24 protein-coding genes are annotated in these 25,054 nt (G+C 72.9%); 10 read left to right on the top strand and 14 right to left on the bottom strand.

Translation table 11 applies throughout. The features are described from left to right. Positions 1–12: 12 nt before the first annotated feature. The 6 genes from OG514_RS03675 to OG514_RS03650 form a co-directional block, all read right to left on the bottom strand. The gene (locus tag OG514_RS03675; RefSeq protein WP_266890764.1) at positions 13–468 is read right to left on the bottom strand and encodes a hypothetical protein; all 456 of its coding nucleotides are present in this window, start codon (positions 466–468) and stop codon (positions 13–15) included. Continuing rightward, positions 465–794 (bottom strand): hypothetical protein, encoded by a 330-nt coding sequence (locus tag OG514_RS03670; RefSeq protein ID WP_266890762.1) that lies wholly within the window; start codon positions 792–794, stop codon positions 465–467. The genes OG514_RS03675 and OG514_RS03670 overlap by 4 nt, the downstream gene beginning before the upstream one ends. After that, positions 791–5,932, bottom strand: a complete 5,142-nt coding sequence (locus tag OG514_RS03665; protein WP_266890760.1) for a caspase family protein — start codon at positions 5,930–5,932, stop codon at positions 791–793. Before OG514_RS03665 ends, OG514_RS03670 begins: the two co-directional genes overlap by 4 nt. A 92-nt stretch (positions 5,933–6,024) precedes the next feature. Then, the gene (locus OG514_RS03660; protein WP_266890758.1) at positions 6,025–6,912 is read right to left on the bottom strand and encodes an alpha/beta hydrolase; all 888 of its coding nucleotides are present in this window, start codon (positions 6,910–6,912) and stop codon (positions 6,025–6,027) included. Further along, positions 6,909–7,631, bottom strand: coding sequence for an SDR family NAD(P)-dependent oxidoreductase (locus tag OG514_RS03655; RefSeq protein ID WP_266890756.1), 723 nt, complete (start codon positions 7,629–7,631; stop codon positions 6,909–6,911). The genes OG514_RS03660 and OG514_RS03655 overlap by 4 nt, the downstream gene beginning before the upstream one ends. Next, entirely contained in the window at positions 7,628–8,755 is a 1,128-nt protein-coding gene (locus tag OG514_RS03650; protein ID WP_266890754.1) for an LLM class flavin-dependent oxidoreductase, read from the bottom strand. The genes OG514_RS03655 and OG514_RS03650 overlap by 4 nt, the downstream gene beginning before the upstream one ends. A gap of 96 nt (positions 8,756–8,851) precedes the next feature. Here OG514_RS03650 and OG514_RS03645 point away from each other — a divergent pair, with 96 nt between their 5' ends. Next, positions 8,852–9,445, top strand: coding sequence for a PadR family transcriptional regulator (locus OG514_RS03645; protein ID WP_266890752.1), 594 nt, complete (start codon positions 8,852–8,854; stop codon positions 9,443–9,445). Further along, the gene (locus OG514_RS03640; RefSeq protein WP_266890750.1) at positions 9,436–10,155 is read left to right on the top strand and encodes a VWA domain-containing protein; all 720 of its coding nucleotides are present in this window, start codon (positions 9,436–9,438) and stop codon (positions 10,153–10,155) included. The genes OG514_RS03645 and OG514_RS03640 overlap by 10 nt, the downstream gene beginning before the upstream one ends. Here the strand turns inward: OG514_RS03640 and OG514_RS03635 are convergent. After that, entirely contained in the window at positions 10,150–11,118 is a 969-nt protein-coding gene (locus OG514_RS03635) for an aldo/keto reductase (RefSeq protein WP_266890748.1), read from the bottom strand. The genes OG514_RS03640 and OG514_RS03635 overlap by 6 nt on opposite strands. Before the next feature lie 69 nt (positions 11,119–11,187). On the opposite strand from OG514_RS03635, the gene OG514_RS03630 reads away from it, so the two are divergent. The 3 genes from OG514_RS03630 (at position 11,188) to OG514_RS03620 (ending at position 12,661) form a co-directional block, all read left to right on the top strand. Next, on the top strand, positions 11,188–11,553 hold the full coding sequence (locus tag OG514_RS03630; RefSeq protein WP_266890746.1) for a MerR family transcriptional regulator: 366 nt from the start codon (positions 11,188–11,190) through the stop codon (positions 11,551–11,553). A 138-nt stretch (positions 11,554–11,691) separates the two neighbouring features. Then, the gene (locus OG514_RS03625) at positions 11,692–12,072 is read left to right on the top strand and encodes a VOC family protein (protein WP_266890744.1); all 381 of its coding nucleotides are present in this window, start codon (positions 11,692–11,694) and stop codon (positions 12,070–12,072) included. Between the two features lie 73 nt (positions 12,073–12,145). Further along, positions 12,146–12,661 (top strand): pyridoxamine 5'-phosphate oxidase family protein, encoded by a 516-nt coding sequence (locus OG514_RS03620; protein WP_266890742.1) that lies wholly within the window; start codon positions 12,146–12,148, stop codon positions 12,659–12,661. On the opposite strand, the gene OG514_RS03615 is transcribed toward OG514_RS03620, so the two are convergent. Together OG514_RS03615 and OG514_RS03610 are read right to left on the bottom strand one after the other, a co-directional pair. Continuing rightward, on the bottom strand, positions 12,656–13,681 hold the full coding sequence (locus OG514_RS03615) for an acyl-CoA dehydrogenase family protein (RefSeq protein ID WP_266890740.1): 1,026 nt from the start codon (positions 13,679–13,681) through the stop codon (positions 12,656–12,658). The genes OG514_RS03620 and OG514_RS03615 overlap by 6 nt on opposite strands. Next, positions 13,681–14,826: an acyl-CoA dehydrogenase family protein gene (locus OG514_RS03610; protein ID WP_266890738.1), complete on the bottom strand. Its 1,146-nt coding sequence runs from the start codon at positions 14,824–14,826 to the stop codon at positions 13,681–13,683. The genes OG514_RS03615 and OG514_RS03610 overlap by 1 nt, the downstream gene beginning before the upstream one ends. Positions 14,827–14,883: 57 nt before the next feature. On the opposite strand from OG514_RS03610, the gene OG514_RS03605 reads away from it, so the two are divergent. The 5 genes from OG514_RS03605 (at position 14,884) to OG514_RS03585 (ending at position 20,728) form a co-directional block, all read left to right on the top strand. Beyond that, positions 14,884–16,032, top strand: coding sequence for an acyl-CoA dehydrogenase family protein (locus OG514_RS03605; RefSeq protein WP_266890736.1), 1,149 nt, complete (start codon positions 14,884–14,886; stop codon positions 16,030–16,032). Next, positions 16,029–16,820 carry an SDR family oxidoreductase gene (locus OG514_RS03600; RefSeq protein WP_266890734.1) on the top strand — a complete coding sequence of 264 codons (792 nt, stop codon included), beginning with the start codon at positions 16,029–16,031 and terminating at the stop codon, positions 16,818–16,820. The genes OG514_RS03605 and OG514_RS03600 overlap by 4 nt, the downstream gene beginning before the upstream one ends. Before the next feature lie 15 nt (positions 16,821–16,835). Continuing rightward, a complete protein-coding gene (locus tag OG514_RS03595; protein WP_266890733.1) occupies positions 16,836–17,456 on the top strand; it encodes a TetR/AcrR family transcriptional regulator in 621 nt (206 codons plus the stop codon). A 60-nt stretch (positions 17,457–17,516) separates the two neighbouring features. Then, positions 17,517–18,674 carry an acetyl-CoA C-acetyltransferase gene (locus OG514_RS03590; RefSeq protein ID WP_266890732.1) on the top strand — a complete coding sequence of 386 codons (1,158 nt, stop codon included), beginning with the start codon at positions 17,517–17,519 and terminating at the stop codon, positions 18,672–18,674. 320 nt (positions 18,675–18,994) lie between these two features. Next, complete coding sequence (locus OG514_RS03585; RefSeq protein ID WP_266890731.1) at positions 18,995–20,728, top strand: DEAD/DEAH box helicase; 1,734 nt, start codon at positions 18,995–18,997, stop codon at positions 20,726–20,728. Here the strand turns inward: OG514_RS03585 and OG514_RS03580 are convergent. From OG514_RS03580 to OG514_RS03560, 5 genes are read right to left on the bottom strand one after another with little or no spacing between them, the layout of a single operon-like run. Further along, the gene (locus OG514_RS03580) at positions 20,653–21,555 is read right to left on the bottom strand and encodes a tyrosine-protein phosphatase (protein WP_266890730.1); all 903 of its coding nucleotides are present in this window, start codon (positions 21,553–21,555) and stop codon (positions 20,653–20,655) included. The two genes, OG514_RS03585 and OG514_RS03580, sit on opposite strands and share 76 nt — an antisense overlap. A gap of 55 nt (positions 21,556–21,610) precedes the next feature. Next, the gene (locus OG514_RS03575) at positions 21,611–22,663 is read right to left on the bottom strand and encodes a nitronate monooxygenase family protein (RefSeq protein WP_266890728.1); all 1,053 of its coding nucleotides are present in this window, start codon (positions 22,661–22,663) and stop codon (positions 21,611–21,613) included. Then, entirely contained in the window at positions 22,660–23,397 is a 738-nt protein-coding gene (locus OG514_RS03570; protein ID WP_266890726.1) for a CoA-transferase subunit beta, read from the bottom strand. The genes OG514_RS03575 and OG514_RS03570 overlap by 4 nt, the downstream gene beginning before the upstream one ends. Continuing rightward, entirely contained in the window at positions 23,394–24,260 is an 867-nt protein-coding gene (locus OG514_RS03565) for a CoA transferase subunit A (RefSeq protein ID WP_266890724.1), read from the bottom strand. Before OG514_RS03565 ends, OG514_RS03570 begins: the two co-directional genes overlap by 4 nt. Beyond that, positions 24,257–25,006: an enoyl-CoA hydratase family protein gene (locus tag OG514_RS03560; RefSeq protein ID WP_266890722.1), complete on the bottom strand. Its 750-nt coding sequence runs from the start codon at positions 25,004–25,006 to the stop codon at positions 24,257–24,259. The genes OG514_RS03565 and OG514_RS03560 overlap by 4 nt, the downstream gene beginning before the upstream one ends. Positions 25,007–25,054 lie beyond the last annotated feature (48 nt).

The following is a 25,054-nucleotide window of genomic DNA, read 5'->3' as shown; positions in this document are numbered from 1 at the left end:
GCCGGGGGGCCGTCAGCCGACCGGGCCGGGGAAGATCCAGGTGACGATGGAGGCGGCGGAGACCGCGAGGACTCCCACGAGGCCCATCCAGCGGGCTGCGCCGGTCGTGCGTACGACCGACCTGGCCCGTTTCTTCTCGTAATTCAGCAAGTACTTCGCGTCCGTGAGGATCTCCTTGCCCGGACGCTCGTGCACGGCCGAGACCAGCATCCATGAGGCCGCCAGGAGGAGCACGAACGCTCCGGCGAGCAGGCCGATCACCCACCACCTCGGGCCGGTGGTCATCTTGCTCAGGTTCTCCTGACCCTTGAGCACGAAGATCACGGTGAGCAGCCCGGTGAGCGTGGTGAGGAAGTTCCGGTACCCCTCGGCCTGCTGGAGCGCCGCCCGCAGCCGCTCGGGCGGGCTCGCCATCGCCCGTACCCGCAGGTTGGCGTTCCAGAGTTCGTCCTCGGAGAAGTCGCTCACAGGGGGAGCCCCTGGGCCGGGAGCGCGATGTAGAACGAGGCTCCGCAACCGGCCGTTATCCCGTCGGGCCGGCTCAGGTGCCAGGTCGTGCACTGGCACGCGGCGTACTTCGGTTCGGCGGAGGCCACGAGGTCCCTCAGTTGCCTGGAGGGGCCCTTGGTGGCGAACTGGGTTCCCGTGATGACGTTTCTGGTCGTGCACCGGCACTCAGGGCACGGGCCGGTGGCCTGCACGCCGTCGCCGTCGGTCCACACCTCCCAGACGAAGTCGGTGCGGGCGGCGGTGGGGGGAAACGGCTTGCGCTGCCACGTGCTGATGGGACTCATGCCTGTGGTCCTCCGGGGGTGGGAACGACGAGCGAGAACAGTCGGGCGTAGCTGCGGAGGCTGTCACGGACGCCGTCCTCGGACTGCTCCGTCTCCTCGGCACAGAGAACGACATGCTCGTCGGTGACGGTTCCCGCGACGGCGGGCGAACGGCCGGTCAACTGTTCGGTGAGGACGATGACGTCACGCCAGCCGGGGACGATGTCCCGTTCGCCGCCCTGGGGTTCGGGCGTGGTGACCCTGAGGCCGAGGCTCGCGAAGGGGGCGTAACGGTCGTACGTCTCCCCGAGCGTCCATCCGAACCGGCCCGCCACGAGGACGAGTTCGAGGGCGCCGAGGGTGCCGGGGCCGAGGAGGCTCGGATCGAAGGCGGCGAGGTCGAACTCGGTGGGTTCGAGGACGGCGAGGGCGTCGGTGATCGGGCCGGGGGCCGCGGGGCCGCCGAGGCAGCGGTAGGCGTCGAGGACGGTGGCGGCGTCCCTGAGGGTACCGCCGCGGCGGGTCATGGCGAGCGAGAGGAGGTCCTGGATCGCCAGGTGCTCCCGGAAGGACTCGCCGTGCGCGGTTCTGTGGAGCAGGTGAGTCAGATGGGCGTGCACGGGTGTGAGGAGGGAGGCCCCCTCAGGGACGGCGGGGATCAGGAGCGGAATCCGGCGCGCGCCCTGCTCGTTCCGCGTCAGGTCGACGATGGTTTCGCCCAGGGTGGTGCGGTTCGTGGCCGCCAACTTCAGGAAGAGGGCGATGCGGAAGACGCCGGCATCGAACCCCCACTCGTCCACATCGACGGACCAGCCGCTGGGTCCGTAGTCCAGCAGGCCGGCGAGGGCGGGTGAGAGGTGCTCGAACTCCTCCACCAGCGCGTCGACGGGATCGGCCAGGCAACCCCACGTGTCCAGGAGGACGAGCTCCCGCCGCAGTTCTTCCGGCGAAGGGCGACGGTCGGCCTGGTGCGCGTTGCTGAGCAGGCGCCAACTGGAGTGCGTGGCCCCGGTCCCGGACGTCGGCTTGGTGGAGCGTGCCGCCCTCACCACCCATCGCGGCGGGATCCAGTCCTGGCACTCCTCGGGCACCTCCGGAGCGGACACCCCGGTGGCCGGCGCGATGCGGGCCACATCCCGAGCCACCTCGCCGAGCGTCCTGCTCAGGCTGTTACTGCGGTCCATGAGCTGGTGCACGGTCAGACGGCCGGCGGGGAGCCATGGGTGCATGCCGTCGATGTCGCGCGACATCAGCCTCCGTTCGAAGGGAGTGAGCGCGGGGTGGTCGAGGGTCTCCTCGCGCACGGGTTCGGCGTGGGAGAGGCCCAGCGGCTCCAGGGCCGTGATCCGCTCGGCCAGTCGGCGTCGCTGCGCGGGCAGCGGCGCGCTCAGCAGCAGATCGACGGGGTGAACCTTCCGCCAGGGGCCTCTGGAGGATTCGAGGAGGGCGGATTCGGCCTCAAGAGGCTTCGCCGTCAGGTCGACGGCGGAGAGGACACCCGGATCGGGGATCTCGACGCCGAGGCGCCGAAGGACGTCCAGATCCGGCAGAAGGCGGGACGGGGGCACGCCGTGGCGGGTGGCCACGGTCAGCAGGGGTACGTGAGCGGCGGTGGGCGGCTCGGCGACCGTCGCCCGCGCGGCCACCGCTTCGTAGGCCTGGCAGAGATCCGCCATTCTATGGCTGGGTGCGCCCACCGCGCGCAGGTCCGCGATGCTCCGCGCGGCCGGAACATGGGCGCCGGCGATCGCGTACCGGCGCAATGCCCGGACACTCTCGGCCAGCGGGATTCCGGCGCGCAGGGCGGCCCCCAAGGGGACCGCCCACCGGCCGTCGAGCAGCCGCGAGGACGCCAGGAGCGCGTCCAGGCCGATCGGCGCGGGGTAGCGGTCGGGCGCGAACGCGGGCTCGCCGATCGACGACGCCCCCAGCGCTGTCAGCCGCCACCGTCTGAGAATCCTCGCCTCGGCCCGCTCGGAGCTCGGCATGGGCTCGCGGCCCGTCCACCGCCGCATCTGGCTGGAGTCCATTCCGAGGACGCCCGTGCGGCGCAGGGGCAGGCGGGTGGCGGGGAGCCGGTAGTCGACGGCTTCCGAGTCGAGGAGTCCGGTCGCTCCGGGCGGCAGATGGTCGAAGAGCCGGACGACGAGCTGCGGCTCCTCGCTCGCCAGCTCCCAGAGCCACGGCAGGAGGACCTCGTCGAGTACGCCTGCCGCGACCGGTACCGCGGCGAGCAGCTCCTTCCGCACCGCCACGGAGTCGTACGAGACCAGCGAGTTCCGGTTGACGCTCGGCTCCGGACGGTGCTTCTCCCGGAGGTTGAAGACGTACCCGAGGACCTCGGGAGCGCGCTCCACGACGATGCCGTCGAGCAGCAACTGCCCGGGTCCCTGGACGATCCAGCTCTCATCGCCCGCCTTCACGGCCGGCCCGTGCCACTCCGTGGCGCGGTCCCCCGAGGCGTGAAGGACACCTGGGTCCCAGGCGTCCGAGCGGATCTCCTCCCCGTCCGGGCCCAGTTCCACCGCGGTCACCCGGAAGTCGCTCACCCACAGCAGGCGCCGCAGCGTCGTCACCACCGACGGCGGGTCCTCCTCGTCGCCCTCGTGGTTGAGGTAGAGCCGCACCACCGTGCCCCCTCGACCCGGTGGGCTGTCCGTCGGGCCGATCTGGAGCAGACCGGAGCCCGACTGGACGGTGGCCCGGAGCGGGACCGCCGTGCGGGACGGGTTGCCGTACTCGTCGATCGCCTCCGTGTGGACAGTGACCTCGTCGGCCAGCATGAAGTAGCTGAACACCCCGATGCCGAACCGGCTGTTGAGGGGGATCGGCTTCATGCCGACCCGACGCCAGTTGCGCCGCTCCTGCACGTAGTCCGGGTCCTGTGTGTACCGCTTGCCCGCGCGGGCGAACATGGAGGTGAGCTTCTCGCGGCTCATCCCGGAGCCCTCGTCGCGGCACTCGATGTACGGACGGTCCCCGTCGTACGCCTGGAGGAAGTGGATCTCGGGCTCACGGTCGGGGCCGTTGAACCGCTTGCGCCTGTCGCCGTACTCGGCGCGCTGCCGCCGGTGCCGACAGGCGTCGAGTGCGTTCTGGTACAGCTCCCGCACCGCGAGCGTCCGGTCGCCGTACAACTGGGTACCCATGAGCAGCGGCCGGATCTCGTCCTCCGCGAGCCGGAAGCGCTCCAGGGGCACCGTGTAGCTCTGGTCCGTCGGCTTCAGCAACTCGCCGGTCACCTTCCGGGGAACGCCCCGGAGGAGATCCGGCGCGGTGTGCCCGTCGGCGTGCCAGCGCCGGTGAAGGGCCCGCACGGAGGCGTCGGCGGTCGCCGCCAGCTCTTCGAGCGCCGCGTGCAGCGCGGGGTGCGGGCAGGTGAGGCGGAGCACGTAGTCCGTCGACCCGTCACGGTCGAGCGCCTCCCAGCCGCAGCCCGCGAGCGCGGTCACCACGGTCGCCGGGGTGAGGGGCCGACGTGCGCCGAGGTGGTCGACGAGCACGCTGGACATACGGCGGGGGTCGGCGGCGAGCAGCGCCGCCAGCCACAGGAGGTAGGCGAGCTCCCAGGCGCGCCAGATGTTGCCCGGTACGGGGCGTTCGAGCCGGCTCCAACTGGGGCTGGCGGAGGCGTCGATGCGTGGGCTGGACCCCGGAGGGACCGTCATGTGCGGCAGGACCCGGCGGACGTGTCGGTCCACCTCGGAGAGCTGCGCGCCGGACATGCCTTCGGTGCCCGCCGAGACGGCCCCGACGACCCTGTCGAGGAGGCCGTTCACGGCCGGGTAGTCGTCGGTGCGGTCCCACAGCCGGTCCCAGTCGGCGATGAAACGATGGCGCAGCCAGTGGTCGGCGGCGGTGGCGGCATCGGTCAGCTTCCGCTGCCGCAGCGACTCGGCCACGTGGTGCACTCCCGAGTGGGCCTGGCACAGGTCGGCCGCCTCGTCGCACACCTGCCGCTGATGACCCTCGTCGGGCTCCTTGCCCCGGCCGCCTTCCTCCCGCCTGTCCAGCCGGTCCGGTCGCAGCCATGCCAGCTCGCTCAACGCGACGGCGACGACGCCCTCGTGCATGAGGGGAGCGGCGAGCAGGGCCGCGGTCTCGGCGGGGGAGAGGCGTTCGTTGCCGGTGAGGCCGGCGGTCTCGACGAGACGGCCGAGACGCTCCACGACCCGGATCGGGTACTCCGGATCGCTCCAGGGACTGGTGAGGGCCGCGTCCGTGCCGAGGCGGCTCTTCGCGACCTCGCGCGCCAGGTCTTCGAGCCGGTCCTTGACCCGCTGGTGTACCTCGGGCCCTTGCGAGGTGTGGTTCCAGAGGACGGATGTGGTGACCGCCTTGGCCCAGCGCTCGGTCTGCCGGGAGCCCCGGCAGAGGATCAGCCGGTCCTCGAGGTCCTTCACACACCGGGCCTCGACCGTCGGCGAAGGGTCCGCGAGGTGGGCGGTGAGATGCTCCACCCGCCCCTGGACGTAGGAGTGGACCTCCTTGAAGGTCTTCGGGGGGCTGGTGCGCGACAGGGCTTGGGACAGGGCGATCCCGAAGTAGCTGCCCTTCTGGGGGTCGGCATAGGCCGGTTGTCCGGGGCCGCTCGCGTGCAGCCAGGCCACGTCGCGGTAGGCGGAACTCGTCAGGGGCGTCTCGTGGAAGTCGGCGGGTGAGCGCGAGTCGTCGGTACGGCAGGTGTCGAGGCAGACGACGACCGTGACGCCCTCGGGCACGGGACCGAGGAGGACCTCGGGGCTGACCTCCAGGATCGTGTGCGAGATCAGGGAGCCGTTGGCCCGGGCCTGTGCGGCGGAGGTGAGGAGGTACTCGCGCTCGCCGACGGTCACCCCGTGGCAGGAGAAGTAGAGGAAGGCGGTGTCCCCGGCCTCGCAGGAGAGCAGGAACTTCTCCACGGCCACCACGATCGAGCCGGCGTCCGGGTCCTGCCGTTCCGGGTCGGGGTGGCCGGGATGCAGCGCGTCGACCTCGTAGTCGGACTCGATGAGGGCGGCGCGGACCATCTCGATGTCGCGGTCGACGAAGTCGAGCGGTTTGAAGCGCCGGGCGAGGACCTCGTCCCGTTCCAGGAACGGGGTCCTGCCCACACCGATGAGCAGCGCCCGCCGCCTGCCGGTGCCCGTCTCTTCGGCCGCGTCCGTCGTCGAGCTCACCCGTACCCCCAACTCCCCTGTGTGGCACCCCTGGACGTCGATGATTCCAGAAGGGGCGGCCGGATCGCGGGGCGTTGGGGAGACTCGGGGGCCTACCTTCCGAGGCTCCTCAGCCAGGCCGCCGCCCCGTCCAGTGCGGCGTCCGCCTCCGGCAGCAGGCCCGCCCCGCCGAGGAAGCCGTGGAACATGCCGGTGTGGAGGCGGACCTCGGTCGGGACGCCCGCGGCGGAGAGGCGGCGGGCGTGGGCGAGGCCCTCGTCGCGCAGCGGGTCGCAGTCGGCGAGGACGAGGAGCGCCGGGGGCAGTCCGGTGACGTCGGCCGCCAGGCCCGGCGAGGCGGCGGCCGGGTCGCCGTCCGGGCCCACGTACTGCCGCCAGTACCAGCGCATGTGGGCCGTCGTGTGGAAGTAGCCCTCCGCGAAGTCGCGCGCCGACCGTCCCTCCAGGCGGTGGTCCAGGGCCGGGTAGACCAGGAGCTGGCCCGCGAGCGGCGGGCCGGCCCCGTCGCGGGCGCGCAGGGCGGCCGCCGCGGCCAGGTTCCCGCCGCTGGAGTCGCCCGCCACGACGAGCGGCCGCCCCGGACAGCGGTCGGCCGCCCACCCCAAGGCCGTACACACGTCGTCCTCGGCCGCCGGGAAGCGGTGTTCGGGTGCGCGCCGGTAGTCGACGGAGACGACGGTCGCGCCGGTACGGGAGGCGAGCGCGCGGCACGTCCGGTCGTGGGTGTCCAGGTCGCCCAGGACCCAGCCGCCGCCGTGGGCGAAGACGACGACCGGGTCCCCTCGTCCCTCGTAGAGGCGTACGGGAACGCCGTTCGCCGAGGTGGACAGCGCCGGTGGGATCTCGCCCAGGTGTGCCCGGGCCGCCGCCCGCAGGGCTTCCGCGCCCGCCTCCGGGCGGGGGAAGCCGGCCGTCATCGCGTCGCAGAGCGCGCGGGCGGCCGGAGTGAGGGGGTCGGTGCGCAGAGGGTCGGTCGTCATGCGGTGAGACCTCCGTCGATCGTGAACTCGGCGCCCGTCACGTACGAGGCCGCCTCCGAGAGCAGGAAGGCGACCAGTTCCCCGACCTCCTCCGGGCGGCCCATCCGGCCGAGCGGTACGTGCGTCCAGTCCCGGTCCGCGACCGCCGCCGTCATGGGGGTGTCGACGGCGCCCGGGTGGACCGTGTTGACGCGGACGCCGTACGGGGCGAGGTCACGCGCCGCCGAGCGGCTGAGGCCACGCAGGCCGAACTTGCCCGCCCCGTAAGCCGTGTGGCCGGGGACGCCGACGCGTCCTGCCGTGGACGACACGTTCACGATCGCCCCGCCGCCCGCCTCCCGGAGCGCGGGCAGCACCGCCTGGATGCCGAGGAACGGACCCAACAGGTTGACCCTGAGGAGGAGGTCGAAGTTCTCGTACGTCTCCGACTCGACCGGCGCCGTACGCCACAGGGCCGCGTTGTTGACGAGCCCGTCGAGTCCGCCGTAGGTGGAGACCGCCGTGTCCGTCACGGTCCGCCAGTCCTCCGCCGACGTCACGTCGTGGCGGACGAAGACGGCCGCCCCGCCGAGGTCCGCCGCCACCGCCCTCCCCTCCTCCTCCCGTACGTCGGTGAGGACGACCCTCGCCCCGGACGCCACCAGGAGCCGGGCCTCGGCCGCGCCCTGGCCGCGGGCCGCGCCGGTCACGACGACGACCTTGCCGTGGAGGCCGCTCACGACCGCGGCTCCGGAGAGCGGAAGTGCGGGATGACCTTCGTGCCCCACTGGCGGATGGTCTCCAGACAGTCCTCCTGCGGCACGGTTCCCATCTGGATCAGGCACATCACCTCGTCGACGCCGATCTCCCGGAGGCGTTCGACGTAGGCGATGGCCGTGGCGGCGTCCCCGTACGCGTGGTCGGTGTTGTAGGTGCCGGTGTCGACCGGCCGGGCGGGGACGTTCGCCTCGTGCAGCCGGGCGATCAGCTCGTCCCGTTCGCGGGCGAGGGCGCCGGCGTGGTCCTCGTCCTCCGCGTAGCCCGTGGGCGCGGGGGCGCCGCCGTACCAGTGGGCGATCGACTCGGCGAAGAAGCGCTGGCCCCGGGTGCCGAGCCGGAGGGCGCGGTCGGCGTCGTCCAGGACGATCGTCGGGCACAGGGCGGAGAAGTGGTCGTTGACCTCGGTGGAGACGAACCGCGATCCGTCCCGTACGGCGACGGCCTCGTCGTACACCGTGCGCATCGCGCGGACGTCGTCGGCGCCCGCGAACCCCATCACCAGGGCCCCGATGCCGAGTTCGGCGGCCTGCCGGAGCGAATCGTGCTGCGAGCAGGCCATGAAGAGCGGTGGGTGCGGGTGCTGGACGGGGCGGGGCAGGACCGCGCCGGGGCCGATGTCGAGGGAGCCGTGCCACTCGAACTCCGGCTCGCGCCAGGCGGCGGCGAAGATCCGCAGGGCCTCCTCCGTCTGCGGCCGGGTGTCCTCCGGGCGCACCCCGAACATCCGCATCTCCTGGCGGGTCGCGCCCCGTCCGGCGCCGACGTCGACCCGGCCGCCGGAGAGCACGTCGAGCATGGCGGCGCGCTCGGCGACCCGGACGGGGTGCTGGTAGCCGAAGGGCATGGTGACCACGCCGTGGCCGACGCGGATGGTCCGGGTGCGGGCGGCGACCCAGGTCAGGAAGATCTCGGACGCGCTCATGTGGGCGTACTGGGTGAGGGAGTGGTGTTCGACCGCCCAGATCCGGTCGAAGCCCATCTCCTCGGCGAGGACGGCTTGTTCGACGCAGTCGTGCAGGACGCGGTGTTCGCGGGCGGGGGTGGGGTCGACGAGCTGTGCTTCGAAGATCATGGAGAACTTCACGGGGAGCTCCTCCCGGAGAAGATACGGCGAGTATGCCTAATCGAAATACTTCTAGCAGGCATGGATGGGGGAGGGAAGGGCCGTAGACTGCCGACCGTGGCGGACGAAGAGACCGTGCCGGCGCTTCCGGCGACGAGCTGGGCCGTGCTCGGACTGCTCTCCTTCGGGCGGGAGTTGTCCGGCTACGACCTCAAGAAATGGTCGGACCGGTCCCTGGGCCTCTTCTACTGGAGCCCGTCCTTCAGCCAGATCTACAGCGAGCTCAAGCGCCTGGAGAAGGCCGGATACGCCGACTCGCGCCTGGTCGCCCCGGAGGCCGGTTCGCGCGACAAACGCGTCTACCGGATCACCGACGAGGGCCTCGCCGCCGTCCGTTCCTGGGCCGGAGCGGCCCCCGTCGACCCACCGGTCCTCAAGCACGGGCCGATGCTCCGGCTCTGGCTCGGCCATCTCCTCGAACCCGAGCGGACGCGGGAGGTCCTGGCCGAGCACCGCGCGTACGCCGAGGGCATGCGGCTGCGGGCCGAGGCCGACGCGGCGGACGCGTCGGCGGACGAGGCCTGGGCGTACCCCCGGCTCACCCTCAGGTGGGCCGAGCGGTACTACGCCGCCGAGCGCGACCTGGCCGACGCCATGCTCGCGGACATCGAGCGGCTGGAGCTTCCGGAGGGGAAGAATCCATGGCAATGAGTCTGCGGAAGGTCGAGGAGGCCGCGCCCGCGCTGGTGAGCCTCTACAAGCAGGCGGGCGAGTCGCTCCGACGGCACGGGATCGACGGGCAGCGCGTCGCCGTCTACCTCGTCGTCGACTACTCCGGGTCGATGAAGCCGTACTACAACAGCGGCGCGGTCCAGGCCCTGGCCGACCGGGTGCTGGGGCTCTCCGCGCAGCTCGACGACGACGGGCGGGTGCCCGTGGTCTTCTTCTCCACGGACATCGACGCCGAGACCGACATCCGGCTCGACGACCACGTCGGGAGGATCGACCGGATCGTCGCCGGGCTCGGCCACATGGGCAAGACCAGCTACCACCTCGCCATGGACGCCGTCATCGACCACTACCTCGACAGCGGATCCACCGCGCCCGCGCTCGTCGTCTTCCAGACCGACGGCGGGCCGATCAACAAGCTCGCGGCCGAGCGGTACGTGTGCAAGGCGGCCCGGCTGCCGATCTTCTGGCAGTTCATCGGCTTCGGCGACCCGAGCAGCCGGCAGTTCGAGTTCCTGCGCCGGCTCGACGAGCTGGACGTACCGGCGAAGCGACTCCTGGACAACGCCGGCTTCTTCCACGCGGGACAGGACCCCGGCCGGGTCCCGGACGCCGAGCTGTACGACCGGCTCGTCTCCGAGTTCCCCGCCTGGCTCGCCGCGGCCCGGGCCCAGGGCGTGGTCCCGTCATGAGGGGGATTCCTGCCGCGCCTTCCCGCCGGCCGCCTCCTCGCCGAGGCGTGTGAACTGCTCCTCGGTGAGGGTGACGTCGAGCGCGCCCAGGTTCTCCACGAGGTGGGCGGCCGACGAGGTGCCCGGGATCGGGAGGATGTGCGGGGCCCGGTGCAGCAGCCAGGCCAGGGCCGTCTGTGACGGAGTGGCGCCGATCTCCCGTGCGACCCGCGCGACCGGTCCGTCCGGGCCCGCGTGCCCGCCCATGGCGACGGGGAAGAACGGCACGAACGCGATCCCCCGTCCCGCGGTGTGCTCGACGACCGCCTCGTGGTCCCGGGTCGCCAGGTTGTAGAGGTTCTGCACGGCCGCGATCGGCGCCACCTCCTCGGCTTGCTCCAGCTGGGCGACCGTCACCTCCGAGAGCCCGATGTGCCGGATCTTGCCCTCCTCCTGGAGCTGCCGCAGGGCGCCGACCTGTTCGGCGACCGGGTAGTTCTCGTCCAGGCGGTGGAGGTGCAGGAGGTCGATCCGCTCGGTGCGCAGCCTGCGCAGGCTCAGCTCGGCCTGCTGGCGCAGATAGGCGGGGTGGCCGAGCGGCACCCACTCGGTGGGGGACGGCCGGACCACACCGACCTTGGTGGCCACGGCGATCCCGTCGCCGTACGGGTGCAGTGCCTCGGCGAGCAACTCCTCCCCGGCCCCGAGGGCGTACGCGTCGGCCGTGTCGAAGAGGGTGACGCCCGCCTCGGCGGCCGTCCGCAGCAGGTTCACCGCCGCCGCCCGGTCGGCCGGGGCCGTCCAGATGTGGGCCGCCGGGCCGGTCGGGTCGCCGGGACCGTCGGCGAGTCGCATCGTGCCGTAGCCGACACGCCGGACCGGGAGGTCGCCGCCGAGCTGGAATATCGTCGGGCCGGAGGAGTTCGTGCCGTTCGCCTTGCTCGCGTCGGGTGAGTTGTTCTTGTTGTTCTTGTTGTTCGTCATGCTCGGAACCGTAGGAGCTCACACGGATGTGAGGTTCAAGCGCGACCGGACGGATGTGAGGGGGGTCACATGAAGATCGGTGAGCTGGCGCGTGAGACCGGGGTGAGCGTCCGGCTGCTCCGCTACTACGAGGAGCAGGGCCTGCTGGCCACGGAGCGCACCCCCGGCGGGCAGCGGGTGTACGGTCCCGACGCCCCCGCCGTCGTGCGGCGCATCCGGGCCCTCCTCGGCGCGGGACTGCCGACGCGCGTCATCGCCGAGGTCCTCGACTGCGTCTGCGGCAGCGAGGCGGAGATCGAGCCCTGCCTGAGCCCGATGCTCGTCGCCCGGCTGGACGCCATCGACGAGCAGATCCACGACCTCCAGGGTGCCCGCTCCTCCCTCGCCGCGCTCGTGGCGTCGACCGAGGGGCGACAACTCGCCACCGCGGACTGAGAGTGGACGGCTGGTCGGCGCCGCCCGCGGGTGGTGGGGCGGCGCTGCCGGCGGCCGTGGCCGGATGCCCGGCCGCCTTCGGTCGGCCTGGCGGGAATGCGGTGGCTCCGGGTCCCGGTCGAGGGCGATCATGGCGGCATGACTTCTCTCGTGCGACACGTGACCATCGACTGCGCCGACGCCTACGCCCTCGCCACCTTCTGGGCGAAGGTCCTGGACTCCAAGGTCTCCGACGAGGATCAGCCGGGCGACGAGGAGGTGCTCGTCGAGACGCCCGGGGCCGGCCTCCTCTTCATCCAGGTCCCCGAGGCGAAGGCGGTCAAGAACCGCATCCACCTCGACCTCCAGCCGCAGGACCGCACCCGTGACGAGGAGGTCGAGCGGCTGCTCGGCCTCGGCGCCACCCTTCTCGACGACCGCCGGAACCCGGACGGCACCGGCTGGGCGACCCTGGGCGACCCGGAGGGCAACGAGTTCTGCGTCGAGCGCAGCGTGGCGGAGCGCGGCGCCACCTCCTGATCCTGGTTCCGGACCTGAGACGTACGGAGTAATCCGGACAGTGGATGTCGGGTATCCGGTGTTTCCTGGATCCATGGGAGACACCGGAACCGGAACCACCTGGTCGGCCTTCGAGGCCGCCGAACCCGAGTTCGCCGCGACCGTGCGCGAGCGCTTCGGGCAGTACACCCACCACGCCCTCGCCACCGTGCGCGAGGACGGATCGCCCCGGCTCAGCGGCATCGAGGTGGGCTTCCGCTTCGGCGAACTCTGGCTCGGCATGATGCCCGGCTCCCGCAAGGCCCGTGACCTGCGCCGCGACCCACGGCTCACCCTCCTCGCCAACCTGGGCGCCGGCACCGACATGGGCGGCGGGGACGTCCGTGTCTCGGGGCGGGCGGTCGAGGTCACCGACCCCGAGACCGTCGCCCGGTACGTGGCCGACGCGGGCGAACCCCAGCCGTTCCACCTCTTCCGGGTCGACCCGACCGAGGTCGTGCGGACCTGGGTGGACGGCGACGAACTCGTGATCCGCACCTGGTCCGCCGGACGCCGGGCCCGGACCCTCCGGCGCGGCAACGACGAGAGCCCGCCCCGCCAGGAGTCATGAGCGCGCGGTGAGGACGGCCGCCCGGCACGTGGCCGGGTCGCCCCAGGCGTCCCTCAGGGGGCGGGCCTTGCGGAGCCAGAGCGACAGGTCCAGTTCCTCCGTGTAGCCGACGGCGCCGTGCACCTGGAGGGCCGTGCGGGCCGCCGCGTACCCGGCCTCGCCCGTCGTCGCCTTGGCCGCCGCGAGGTCCCCGGGCGTCATCGTCACCGCCGCCCCGAACAGCAGCGGCCGCGCGAACTCCAGGGCGAGCAGCGTGTCCGCCAGCCGGTGCTTGACCGCCTGGAACGCGCCGATCGGGGTGCCGAACTGGGTGCGTTGGCGGGCGTACGCGACTGTCCGGTCGAGCAGCGCCAGGCCCACGCCCAGCGACTGCGCCGCCGTCGCCAGCATCGCCCAGCGGCCGGCCCGCGCGGCCGCCGCGGCCACCGCCGGGCCCTCGGCGAGCAGCTCCCCGCCGGGTGCCGGGCGGGCGAGCCGTCGCGCGGGGTCGGCGGAGACCCGGACGGGGCCGTGACCGGGCGCGCGCCACAGTTCCTCACCCCGTACGACGAGCACCGCGTCGGCCCGGTCGGCGTCCAGGGCGTACGGGACGGCGTGCCGTACGCCTTCCGTCCCCCCTCGTGCGCCCTCCGTCCCGGCGATCGCCAGCGTCGCCGTCCGCTCGCCCGTCGACAGGGCCGGAAGCAGTCGCTTCGCCGGGCCCGGCTCGCCCAGGCGTGCCAGTTCCCCGAGGAGTACCGCCGTCGCCACCGTCTCCACCGCCGGGCCCGGCACCGCGTGACGACCCAGCTCCACGAAGGCGTGGGCGAGTTCGACCGGGAGCGGCCCCATGCCCTCGTACTCCTCCGGGACCGCGAGCGCGCACACCCCCGCCTCCGCGAGCCGACCCCACAGGGCTCGCCCCGGGCCGGGGTCGTCGCCCGCCCAGGCCCGTACCGCCGACGGGGTGTCCGCGGTGGTGAGCATCGCGTCCAGGGAGCGGGCGAAGGCGCGCTGTTCGTCGGTCGGCAGGAAGGTCATCAGCGGCGGCCCTTCGGGAGGCCGAGCAGCCGCTCGGCGATGATGTCGCGCTGGATCTCGTTGGTGCCCGCGTAGAGGGGGCCCGCGAGGGAGAAGACGTACCCCTCCGCCCACGCGCCGTCCGCGAGCTCGCCGTCCGGGCCCAGGAGGTCCAGCGCCGTCTCGTGCAGGGCCAGGTCGTACTCCGACCAGAAGACCTTGTTGAGGCTGGACTCGGCCCCCGACGGCGCCCCCGCCGCCAGCCGGGCCGCCGCGCCCGCCGTGAACAGCTGGTACGCCCGTGCCCCGACCACCGCGTCCGCCACCCGGTCCCGCAGCGCGGAGTCGGCCGGGTCGCCCTCCGCCTGCCAGAGCCGTACGAGCCGGTCGGCGGCGGCGAGGAAGCGGCCGGGGGAGCGGAGCATCAGGCCCCGCTCGTTGCCCGTCGTGGACATCGCGATGCGCCAGCCCTGGCCCGGCTCCCCGATCACGTCCTCGTCGGGGACGAAGACCTCGTCGAGGAAGAGTTCCGCGAAGGCGGGCTTCCCGTCGAGCCGGCCGATGGGCCGGACGGTCACCCCCGGTGCCCGCAGGTCGAACATCAGATACGTGAGACCCCGGTGCGGGCGGTCCGCCGTCGGGTCGCTGCGGAAGATGCCGAAGGCCCGGTCGGCGAAGGCGGCCCGGGAGGACCAGGTCTTCTGCCCGGAGAGCAGCCAGCCGCCGTCCGTACGGACCGCGCGGGAGGTGAGGGACGCCAGGTCGGAGCCGGCCTCGGGCTCGGACCAGGCCTGAGCCCAGATCGTCTCCCCGGTCGCCATCGACGGCAGGATCCGGGCCCGCTGCTCCTCCGTGCCGTGGTCGATGAGGGTGGGCGCGAGGAGCTGGACGCCGTTCTGCGAGACGCGGCCGGGCGCCCCCGACGCCCAGTACTCCTCCTCGAAGACCAGCCAGCGGGCCAGGTCGACGCCCCGGCCCCCGTACTCCTCGGGCCAGGAGACCACCGACCAGCGGGCGGCGGCCAGTTCGGCCTCCCAGGCGCGGTGGGCGGCGAAACCCTCGCCCGTCTCCAGGGAGGGCAGCGGCGCGGCGGGGACGTGGTCCCGCAGCCACTCCCGCGCCTCGGCCCGGAAGGCCTCCTCGGTCCGTGTGTACGAGAGATCCATCGGCCACCCCGCCCTCACCCGTTCCCTAACAAGTGTTTGGTAGGTTAACGTACGGCCATGAGCAGCGTCGAGGAGTTCCGGGCCGAGATACGGGGCTGGCTGAAGACCCACCTCAGCGGCTCCTTCGCCACCCTCAAAGGGCGCGGCGGACCCGGCCGCGAGCACGAGGCCTTCGCCGAACGCCTCGCCTGGGAGCGGCACTTGGCCGCCCACGGCTGGACCTGTGTCGGCTGGCCGAAGGAGTACGGCGGGCGCGGCGCGAGCATCGAGGAACAGATCGCCTTCCACGAGGAGTACGCCCTCGCCGACGCCCCCGCCCGCGTCAACCACATCGGCGAACAGCTCCTCGGCCCCACCCTCATCGACCACGGCACCGAGGAGCAGAAGGCCCGCTTCCTGCCCCCGATCCGCGCCGTCGAGGAACTCTGGTGCCAGGGCTACAGCGAACCCGGCGCAGGCTCCGACCTCGCCGCCGTCCGCACCCGCGCGACCCTCCGGGACGGCCGGTGGGTGGTGAACGGGCAGAAGATCTGGACCTCCCTCGCCCACGAGTCCCAGTGGTGCTTCGTCCTGGCCCGCACGGAGCCGCGCCCGGAGCCGGGGTCCCGGCGCCACGCCGGGCTCTCCTACCTCCTCGTCCCCCTCGACCGGCCCGGCGTCGAGATCCGGCCCATCGTGCAGCTCACCGGCACCAGCGAGTTCAACGAGGTCTTCTTCGACGGGGCCACGACGGACGCGGCGAACGTCGTCGGCGCGCCCGGCGACGGCTGGCGGATCGCCATGGCCACCCTCGGCTACGAACGCGGCGTCTCCACCCTCGGCCAGCAGGTCGGCTTCCGCCGCGAACTCGACGCCCTCGTCGCCCTCGCCCGCCGCAACGGCGCCGCCACCGACCCCGACATCCGCGACCGCCTCACCCGCGCCTGGGCCGGCCTCGAAGCCCTGCGCGCCGGCGCCCTGCGCGGCACCGACCCCTCCGCCGCCAAGCTGTACTGGTCCCACTGGCACCGCGACCTCGGCGAACTCGCCCTGGAGGTCTGCGGCCCCGCCGCCACGCTCGCCGCCGGAGCCCCGTACGAACTCGACGACTGGCAGCGGCTGTTCCTCTTCTCCCGCGCCGACACCGTCTACGCCGGGTCCAGCGAGATCCAGCGGAACATCATCGCCGAGCGGGTGCTCGGCCTCCCGAAGGAGCCGCGCCCATGACCCGTACCCCAGCACCGCCCTACGTGAAGGGGCACGGGCTCCTCGCCGGGCGGACCGCCGTGATCACCGCCGCCGCCGGAGCCGGGATCGGCGGCGCCACCGCCCGCCGCTTCCTCGAAGAGGGCGCTCGCGTGCTCGTCAGCGACGCCCACACCCGGCGCCTCAAGGAGACCGAGACCGCCCTCGCCGCCGAGTTCGGTGCGGACTCCGTCGCCTCCCAGCCCTGCGACGTCACCGACGAGACCCAGGTCCAGGCCCTGTACGACACCGCCGTACGGCTCCACGGACGCCTGGACATCCTCGTCAACAACGCCGGCCTCGGCGGCACCGCCGACCTCGCCGACATGACCGACGAACAGTGGAACAAGGTCCTCGACGTCACCCTCGGCGGCACCTTCCGCTGCACCCGCGCCGCGCTGCGCCGCTTCCGCGAGTCCGGCACCGGCGGCGTCGTCGTCAACAACGCCTCCGTCGTCGGCTGGCGCGCCCAGGCCGGACAGGCCCACTACGCCGCCGCCAAGGCCGGCGTCATGGCCCTCACCCGCTGCGCGGCCGTCGAGGCCGCCGCGTACGGCGTCCGCGTCAACGCCGTCTCCCCGTCCCTCGCCATGCACCCCCACCTGGCCAAGGTCACCACCACCGAACTCCTCGACGAGCTGACCGCGCGCGAGGCCTTCGGGCGGTACGCCGAGCCCTGGGAGATCGCCAACGTCATCGTCTTCCTCGCCGGCGACTACTCCTCCTACATGACCGGCGAGACGGTCTCCGTCAGCAGCCAGCACGCGTAGGACCAGAATGGACCTGTGCCGAACACTGCAAGCAAGAAGAAGACCCCGGTGAGCGGCGGGCCCGAGCGGCGCCGTGAACTCCTCGACACGGCGGCCGAGGTGTTCGCCGCCCAGGGGTACAACGCCACCACCGTCCGCAAGATCGCGGACGCCGCCGGGATGCTCGCCGGCAGCCTCTACTACCACTTCGACTCCAAGGAGTCGATGCTCGACGAGATCCTCTCGACGTTCCTCGACGAGCTGTGGCAGGGGTACGACGCCGTCCTCGACGCCGGACTCGGGCCCCGCGAGACGATCGAGGCCCTCGTCACCGAGTCCTTCCGCGAGATCGACCGGCACCGCGCCGCCGTCGCCATCTACCAGAAGGAGTCCCGGCACCTCACCGACCAGCCCCGCTTCCACTACCTCGCCGACTCGCAGCGCAAGTTCGAGAAGGCCTGGCTCGGCACCCTGGAGCGCGGGGTCGCCGCCGGGGTCTTCCGCGCCGACCTCGACGTCCGCCTCACCTACCGGTTCGTCCGCGACACCGTCTGGGTCGCCGCGTCCTGGTACCGGCCGGGCGGCCTGCACAGCCCCGAGGAGATCGCCCGCCAGTACCTGTCGATGGTCCTGGACGGAATCGCCGTACGTACGTAGCGGAGGCACGGCCCCGGCATCGGCGCCGCACCTCCCACCCGACCCATCGGAGGAGACGCCATGCCCGAGGCCTACATCGTCGAAGCGGTCCGCACACCCGTGGGGCGCCGAGGGGGCGGACTCTCGTCCGTCCACCCGGCGGACCTCGGCGCCCACGCCCTGAAGGAGCTCGTCGCCCGCTCCGGGATCGACCCGGCCGCCGTCGAGGACGTCGTCCTCGGCTGCCTCGACACCGTCGGGCCGCAGGCCGGCGACATCGCCCGTACGGCATGGCTGGCCGCGGGCCTCCCCGAGGAGGTCCCCGGGGTGACCGTCGACCGCCAGTGCGGCTCGTCCCAGCAGGCCGTCCATTTCGCCGCCCAGGCGGTGATGTCCGGCACCCAGGACCTGGTCGTCGCGGGCGGCGTCCAGAACATGTCGATGATCCCCATCGCCTTCGCCTCCCGGCAGGCCGCCGAACCCCTCGGGCTCACCGGCGGGCCCTTCCACGGCAGCGAGGGCTGGCGCGCCCGGTACGGCGACGCGCCCGTCAACCAGTTCCACGGCGCCGAACTGATCGCCGAGAAGTGGCGGATCACCCGCCGTGACCAGGAGGAATTCGCCCTCCGCTCGCACGAGCGGGCGCTACGGGCGATCGACGAGGGGCGCTTCGCGCAGGAGACCGTGGCGTACGGCGAGGTCACCGTCGACGAGGGACCGCGCCGCGACACCAGCGCGGAGAAGATGGCCGGGCTCCGGCCGGTCGTCGAGGGCGGCACCATCACCGCCGCCTGCTCCTCCCAGGTGTCCGACGGGGCGGCGGCGCTGCTCCTCGCGAGCGAGCGGGCCGTACGGGAGCACGGGCTCACCCCCCGGGCCCGCGTCCACCACCTCTCGGCGCGCGGCGAGGACCCGATCCGGATGCTGTCCGCGCCGATACCCGCGACCGCCCACGCCCTCAAGAAGACCGGCCTGACCATCGACGACATCGACCTCGTCGAGATCAACGAGGCCTTCGCGCCCGTCGTCCTGGCCTGGCTCAAGGAGACCGGCGCCGACCCCGCCCGCGTCAACGTCAACGGCGGCGCGATCGCCCTGGGCCACCCCCTCGGCGCGACCGGCGCGAAACTGATGACGACGCTCCTCCACGAACTGGAACGCACCGGAGGCCGCTACGGCCTCCAGACGATGTGCGAGGGCGGCGGCCAGGCGAACGTGACGATCATCGAACGGTTGTGACGATCATCAAAAGGCGGTGAGCGGGGCGGTGACGGATCACTGCCCCGCCGTGACCGGGCCGGTGGTGGATCACCACCCGGCTGTGAGGTCGCCCACGTCACACCGCGCTGGGCTGGTCTGATCCGTCCGGGGATCGATCGGGCGGGGCGGGAAGGTCCCGGGGCGCACTATTGTTCCGGTAGAGACATCCGGGGCTCGTTTCGCGCGTTCCGGGAAAACAGCCGGGGCCCGTATCGCGTGTTCCGGGTAGAGCAGCCGGGGCCCGCACCGTGCAGGTGCGGGCCCTGGCTGTGCCGCGAGCACCGGCCAGAAAGGCACGCATGACCCGCTCCGAACGCCCCCACAAGCGCAGCCCCCGCACCGCCCAGGCGAAGTCCACGTCACAGCCGAAGGCCTCCCGTGGGGGGCGCCGCCCCTCCGCGCCCCCGCCGCCGAGCGAGTTCACGCCGCCGGAGACGGTGACGCCCGCGCTTCCCGCGGTGGCCGCCTTCGCCGACCTCGACATGCCCGAGGGCCTGCTGCGGACCTTGGGTGAGCAGGGCGTCACGGAGCCGTTCCCGATCCAGGCCGCGACCCTCCCGAACTCGCTGGCAGGCCGCGACGTGCTCGGCCGGGGGCGTACCGGCTCCGGCAAGACCCTCGCCTTCGGCCTCGCGATCCTGGCCCGTTCGGCCGGCCGCCGCGCCGAGCCCGGCGCGCCGCTCGCGCTCGTCCTGGTGCCCACGCGCGAGCTCGCCCAGCAGGTGACCGACGCGCTCACGCCGTACGCCTCCGCGCTGCGGCTGCGCATCACCACGGTCGTCGGCGGCATGTCGATCAGCCGGCAGTCCTCCGCGCTGCGGCGCGGGGCCGAGATCCTCATCGCCACGCCCGGCCGGCTCCACGACCTCATCGACCGCGGCGACTGCCGCCTCGACCAGGTCGCCGTCACGGTCCTCGACGAGGCCGACCAGATGGCCGACATGGGCTTCCTGCCGCAGGTCACGAAGCTGCTGAAGCAGGTCGAGCCGGGCGGGCAGCGACTGCTGTTCTCGGCCACCCTCGACCGGAACATCGACCGGCTGGTCAAGATGTTCCTCGACGACCCGGTCGTGCACTCGGTCGACCCGTCGGCCGGCGCGGTCACCACCATGGAGCACCACGTCCTGTACGTGATGGATGAGACCGACAAGAAGGCCGTCACGCTGAAGATCGCGGCCCGCGACGGCCGGACGATCCTCTTCCTGGACACCAAGCGGTCCGTGGACCGGCTGGTCAAGCGGCTCCTCGCCAACGGCGTACGGGCCTCCGGGCTGCACGGCGGCCGTTCGCAGCCGCAGCGGAACCGGACCCTGGACCAGTTCAAGAGCGGTCAGGTCACCACGCTCGTCGCCACGAACGTGGCCGCGCGCGGCATCCACGTCGACGACCTCGACATGGTCGTCAACGTCGACCCGCCGATGGACCACAAGGACTACCTGCACCGCGGCGGCCGCACCGCCCGCGCCGGTGAGTCCGGCAGCGTCTTCACCCTGGTCCTGCCCGAGCAGAAGCGTGACATGGGCCGTCTGATGTCGAACGCGGGCATCAGCCCCCGTACGGCGCAGATCAAGTCCAGCGACGAGCAGCTGGTCGAGCTGACCGGCGCGCGGGAGCCCTCGGGCGTCCCGGTCGTCGTCGAGACCCCGCAGCCGACCCAGCCGCGCAAGCCGGCCGGCTCCGGTGCCGGCGGTGGCCGTTCCTCCGGCCGGCGCCGCCGTCCGGCCGCGGCCGGAGGCACGGCCGGTACGGGCACGGGCTCGGGTCGTTCCGGAGCCGCAGGTACGGCCTCGGGCCGCGCCGCGGGCTCCTCGGGCCGCAGCGCCGGTTCCGCCGGTCGCACCGCCGCTTCCGCGGGCGGCGCGGGCCGCGCGTCCGGCGGTGGCCGGGGTGCCGGCTCCGGCACGGGCGGCGGACGCGGTGCCGCCGCGGGCGCCGGTGCCGGCCGCACCGGGGGGCGTCAGGCCCCGGGCACCAGCCGTTCGCGCAGCGCCAGCAGCTCGCGGAACTCCAGGCCGAGGCCGTCCGACACGTAGCGGAACACGCTCCCGTACGAGGAGCGCAGCTGCTCCAGGGCGGTGTCGAGGTACTCCGCCCGCACCTCCTGGAGCGGAATGATCAGGGCCGGGTTCTGCATGAGCCCGGCCTTTTTCAATCCCTCCCGCACCCGTGCGTCGGACGCGGCGCGGAAGGTGTTGGAGGCCAGGTAGTCCGAGCGGGCGAGGGTGTCGGGCACGCCGAGGAGCGTGAGCAGCAGCCACCCGGTCCAGCCGGTGCGGTCCTTGCCCGAGGTGCAGTGCAGGAGCAGCGGCCCCCGGCGGGGGTCGGCCAGGTCCCGCAGGGTCGCCGCGAAGGCGGCCCGGTTCGCGGCGTCGGTGACGAACGTCCGGTACACCTCGCGCATGAACGCGGCGGCCCGTCCGCCGCCCAGCATCTCCTCCTGCCGCACCGGGTCGCGCGAGCCGATCGCGGTGAGCAGCTGCCCGAACAGACCGTTGTCGGTGACGGGCCGGGGCACCGGGACGGCACCGGCCGGGAGCCGGTCGGCACCGTCGTAGCCGACCTCCAGGGGGATCCGCAGGTCGACCACGGTGCCGAGGCCCAGCCCGGCGAGGGTGGTCAGGTCGGCGTCGGTCAGCTTGGCGAGGTGGTCGCCCCGGTAGGCGAGGCCGTACCGGACCCGGCTCCCGTCGTACGTGGGGTAGCCGCCGAGGTCACGGACGTTGACGGCGCCCTGGAGCGGGATCTGCCGGATCGGGGGCGCCTGCGCGGACCGGGGGCGGGCGATCGCCTCCGTGGGCAGGGCGGTGAGCAGGGCGGTGGCGCCGGTGGCGGTGAGCAGAGCGCGTCGAGACAGGTGCACGGCCGGACTCCTTTGCGGCTCAAGGGTGTTGAGGGTGGGTGGTGCGGCTTGTGGGTTACTCCTCGGGGTGCGGAAGCGCGCGGAGGGCCTGCGCGGCCTCCGTCATGATCCGGGTGACGAGTTCCTGGCAGCTGGGAAGGTCCTCGATCACCCCCGCGACCTGCCCGGCGGCCATGATCCCGAGGTCGGTGCGGCCCTCGACCATGGACGCCCGCAGCAGCATCGGGGTGTTCGCGGCGAGCAGGACCTGGCTCCACGAGAGGTCCTTGCCATGGCGCATGGCCAGGCCGTCGCGGATCATCGCGGGCCACGAGAGCCCGGAGATCCTGCGGAATCCGGCCGCCCGACGCAGGGCCCGGGCCAGGGACCGTACCCGCCCGGCGTGCTCCAGGGACGCGACGAGGTCCGTACGGAGCATCCGGTGCGGCAGCCCGTCGACGGCGGTGGTGACGGTGACGTCCTTGACCGTGGCGGCCAGATAGCGGGCCTTCACCGCGTCCGGCACGGTCGAGTCGGAGGTGAGCAGGAAGCGGGTGCCCATGGCGATGCCCGCCGCCCCGTGGGCGAGGGCGGCGACCAGGCCCCGTCCGTCGTGGAAGCCGCCCGCCGCGATCACCGGGATGTCCACGGCGTCCACCACCTGGGGCAGCAGGACGCTCGTCGCGACCTCGCCGGTGTGGCCGCCGCCCTCGCCGCCCTGGACGAGCACCGCGTCCGCGCCCCAGCCGGCGACCTTCTCGGCGTGCCGCCGGGCGCCGACGGAGGGGATCACGACGACCCCCGCGTCCTTGAGCTCGGCGATCAGGTCGCGGGAGGGCGCGAGGGCGAAGGAGGCGACCCGGACGCCCTCGTCGACGATGATCCGGACCCGTTCGCGGGCGTCGCCCGCGTCGGCGCGCAGGTTCACCCCGAAGGGCCGGTCGGTGCGGGACCTCACCTCGCGGACGGCGGCGCGCAGCTCGTCCACCGTCATCGTGGCCGAGGCGAGGACGCCGAGCGCGCCCGCGTTCGCGGTGGCGGAGACCAGCCGGGGCCCGGCGACCCAGCCCATGCCGGTCTGCACGATCGGGTGGCGGACCCCGGTCAGCTCGGTGAGCGGGGTCCTCATCGGGGCGCGACCTCGCGGTCCCGCAGCCCGCGCGGGTCGATGACCTCGCGGATCAGCCGGAGTTCGTCGGCGGTGGGCTCCCGGGTGTACGGCACGTCGTCGCCGATCACCAGGTCGAAGCCGGTGGCGGCCCGGACCTCGTCGACGCTCACGCCCGGGTGCACGGACGCGAGCCGCATCGCGTGTCCGGGCGTCTCGAAGTCGAGGACGGCGAGGTCCGTCACCACCCGCGGGAGGCGGTGGTAGGGGCCGACGGCGTGGTCGTAACCGACGCCGCTGATCATGTCGACGCGCTCGACGAAGACCCGGGGCGAGTGCTTGGGGATCCAGTAGCTGACAGGATTGTTGAGGGTGTTGGCGGGCGCCCCGCGTACGCCGAGGAGCTGCCGGGTGGGCCGTTCCCAGTCGCCGATGCAGGAGATGTTCTGGTTGCCGTACCGGTCGATCTGGCTGGCGCCCATCATCACGTGCCGCTTGCCGCCGGTGACCATGGCGAGGTGCCGGCGGTACGGCAGCCAGCCCTCGGGCTCCCCGTCGAGGCCGACGAGCAGGGCCTCGCCGTCGGTGAGGAGGAGGTCGGGGGAGAAGGTGCGCTTGGCGAGGCGGGCGCCGAAGCCGGGGATCAGGCCCATGGGGCTGGCGAGCACCTCGCCGTTGTCGCGCCAGGCCTCCGCGCAGGCGATCACGCAGTACTCGGCCCGGCTGGTCACTGCCGTCGTCGCGTCCGTCGTCACTTCCGCTGCTCCTTGTGCCAGGCCTGGACGGCCGCCTGGTAGTCGTCCTCGCTCTTGCCCGAGAGGAAGCGCTCGGCGAACTCGGGCCAGGGGGTGGTCGCGTAGAGCTTCTGGAAGGGCTCGTCGCGGTCGTGGTCGGGGACGCAGGAGGTGAAGTGGGCCCCGTTCGGGGTCTCGACGACGCCGGTGACGCTGTGGCGGCTGACGAGGAGGGCCTGGGGCACGGTGTCCGGTCCGAAGGACTCCACCAGCCGCTCGCAGGAGACGTACGCCGTGTCGGCGGCCTCGCAGAACAGGTCGTCGAAGTACGGGTCGGGGCCGAGGTACTGGCCGTTGCCGCGCCGGTCGGCGCGGTTGACGTGGACGAGGGCGGCGTCCATGCGCAGCGCGGGCACGGCGACGAACTCCTCGCCGTCCTCGTACGGGGAGGTGACGGTCCGCAGACCCGGGTTGACCCGCATCACGTCGGAGCCGAGACCGGCCCGTACCGGCAGGAAGGGCAGCCGGTTGGCGGCGGCGTGCAGCCCCCACATGAACATCGCCTCGTCGAGCTCGGTGAGTTCGAAGGCACCGCGCTCGCGGGCGGCGCGGTAGTGCGGTTCGAGGGGGATGGAGTCCAGGGTCACGAAGGGCGCGACGAGTCGTCCGATCCGGCCGGCGGCGGCGAGCAGGCCGACGTCCGGGCCACCGTAGGAGATCACCGTGAGATCGCTGATCTCGGACCGGAGCAGCGCTCTGACCAGGGCCATCGGCTTGCGCCGCGAGCCCCAGCCGCCGATCCCGATCGTCATGCCGGAGCGCAGCCGGGCCACGACGTCCTCGGGGGTCAGTACCTTGTCCGTCTTCTCTGTCCGCCGGTTCACGGGGAGTTCTCCTTCCCGAAGGTGTCGCGGACGCGGTCGGCGACCCCGCTGAGATTGGCCTCGAAGGTGAAGCCCTGCTCGAAGCGGTAGCTGCGCCGGACGTCCACGGGGTCGATGCCGTTGAGAGCGGCCTTGGCGAGCCGGAGCAGGCTGCCGTCCTTGGCGGCGATCTCCCCGGCCAGTTCGAGGGCCGCGTCGAGCAGCCCGGGGCGCGGGACGACCTTCCACACCGAGCCGTGGGCGTGCAGTTCGGCGGCGGTCGCGGTCCGCGAGGTGTAGTAGAGGGCCCGCATCAGGTGCTGGGGCACGAGCCGGGCCAGATGGGTGGCGGCGCCGAGCGCGCCCCGGTCCAGCTCGGGCAGTCCGAAGACGGCGTCCTCGGCGGCGACGATCGCGTCGGCGTTGCCGACGAGCCCGATGCCGCCGCCCAGGCAGTGGCCGGCGACCGCGGCGACGACCGGCACCTCGCACTCGTACACGGCGGCGAAGGCCTCGGCGCAGCCGCTGTTGGCGCCGATCAGGGAGGTGTGCCCGGGGTCGCGCTGCAACTCCTTGATGTCGACGCCCGCGTTGAAGCCGCGGCCCTCGGCGGTGAGGACGACACAGCGGACCTCGGGGTCGCGGCCCGCCGTGCGGACGGCGTCGGCGAGCGCGTACCAGCCCTTGACGGGCAGGGCGTTGACGGGCGGGAAGTCGATGGTGACCAGGGCCACGCCCGGAGTGGGGCGCGAGGTGCAGACACCCATGAGTGGATCAGCTACCTTTCCACCAAACGTTTGTTAGGTAACCTCTTG

Source organism: Streptomyces sp. NBC_00572, from assembly GCF_026341815.1.
In the GTDB taxonomy this organism is placed as follows: Bacteria; Actinomycetota; Actinomycetes; order Streptomycetales; family Streptomycetaceae; genus Streptomyces.
This window is presented reverse-complemented; position numbering and strand designations above follow the sequence as displayed.

What these genes read in the sequence shown, in the direction of transcription:
- OG514_RS03670 (WP_266890762.1), bottom strand. Translation starts at nt 794, where the DNA reads ATGAGTCCCATCAGCACGTGGCAGCGCAAGCCGTTTCCCCCCACCGCC.
- OG514_RS03660 (WP_266890758.1), bottom strand. Translation starts at nt 6,912, where the DNA reads ATGACGACCGACCCTCTGCGCACCGACCCCCTCACTCCGGCCGCCCGC.
- OG514_RS03640 (WP_266890750.1), top strand. Translation starts at nt 9,436, where the DNA reads ATGGCAATGAGTCTGCGGAAGGTCGAGGAGGCCGCGCCCGCGCTGGTG.
- OG514_RS03635 (WP_266890748.1), bottom strand. Translation starts at nt 11,118, where the DNA reads ATGACGAACAACAAGAACAACAAGAACAACTCACCCGACGCGAGCAAG.
- OG514_RS03630 (WP_266890746.1), top strand. Translation starts at nt 11,188, where the DNA reads ATGAAGATCGGTGAGCTGGCGCGTGAGACCGGGGTGAGCGTCCGGCTG.
- OG514_RS03625 (WP_266890744.1), top strand. Translation starts at nt 11,692, where the DNA reads ATGACTTCTCTCGTGCGACACGTGACCATCGACTGCGCCGACGCCTAC.
- OG514_RS03620 (WP_266890742.1), top strand. Translation starts at nt 12,146, where the DNA reads ATGGGAGACACCGGAACCGGAACCACCTGGTCGGCCTTCGAGGCCGCC.
- OG514_RS03615 (WP_266890740.1), bottom strand. Translation starts at nt 13,681, where the DNA reads ATGACCTTCCTGCCGACCGACGAACAGCGCGCCTTCGCCCGCTCCCTG.
- OG514_RS03610 (WP_266890738.1), bottom strand. Translation starts at nt 14,826, where the DNA reads ATGGATCTCTCGTACACACGGACCGAGGAGGCCTTCCGGGCCGAGGCG.
- OG514_RS03605 (WP_266890736.1), top strand. Translation starts at nt 14,884, where the DNA reads ATGAGCAGCGTCGAGGAGTTCCGGGCCGAGATACGGGGCTGGCTGAAG.
- OG514_RS03600 (WP_266890734.1), top strand. Translation starts at nt 16,029, where the DNA reads ATGACCCGTACCCCAGCACCGCCCTACGTGAAGGGGCACGGGCTCCTC.
- OG514_RS03590 (WP_266890732.1), top strand. Translation starts at nt 17,517, where the DNA reads ATGCCCGAGGCCTACATCGTCGAAGCGGTCCGCACACCCGTGGGGCGC.
- OG514_RS03585 (WP_266890731.1), top strand. Translation starts at nt 18,995, where the DNA reads ATGACCCGCTCCGAACGCCCCCACAAGCGCAGCCCCCGCACCGCCCAG.
- OG514_RS03575 (WP_266890728.1), bottom strand. Translation starts at nt 22,663, where the DNA reads ATGAGGACCCCGCTCACCGAGCTGACCGGGGTCCGCCACCCGATCGTG.
- OG514_RS03560 (WP_266890722.1), bottom strand. Translation starts at nt 25,006, where the DNA reads ATGGGTGTCTGCACCTCGCGCCCCACTCCGGGCGTGGCCCTGGTCACC.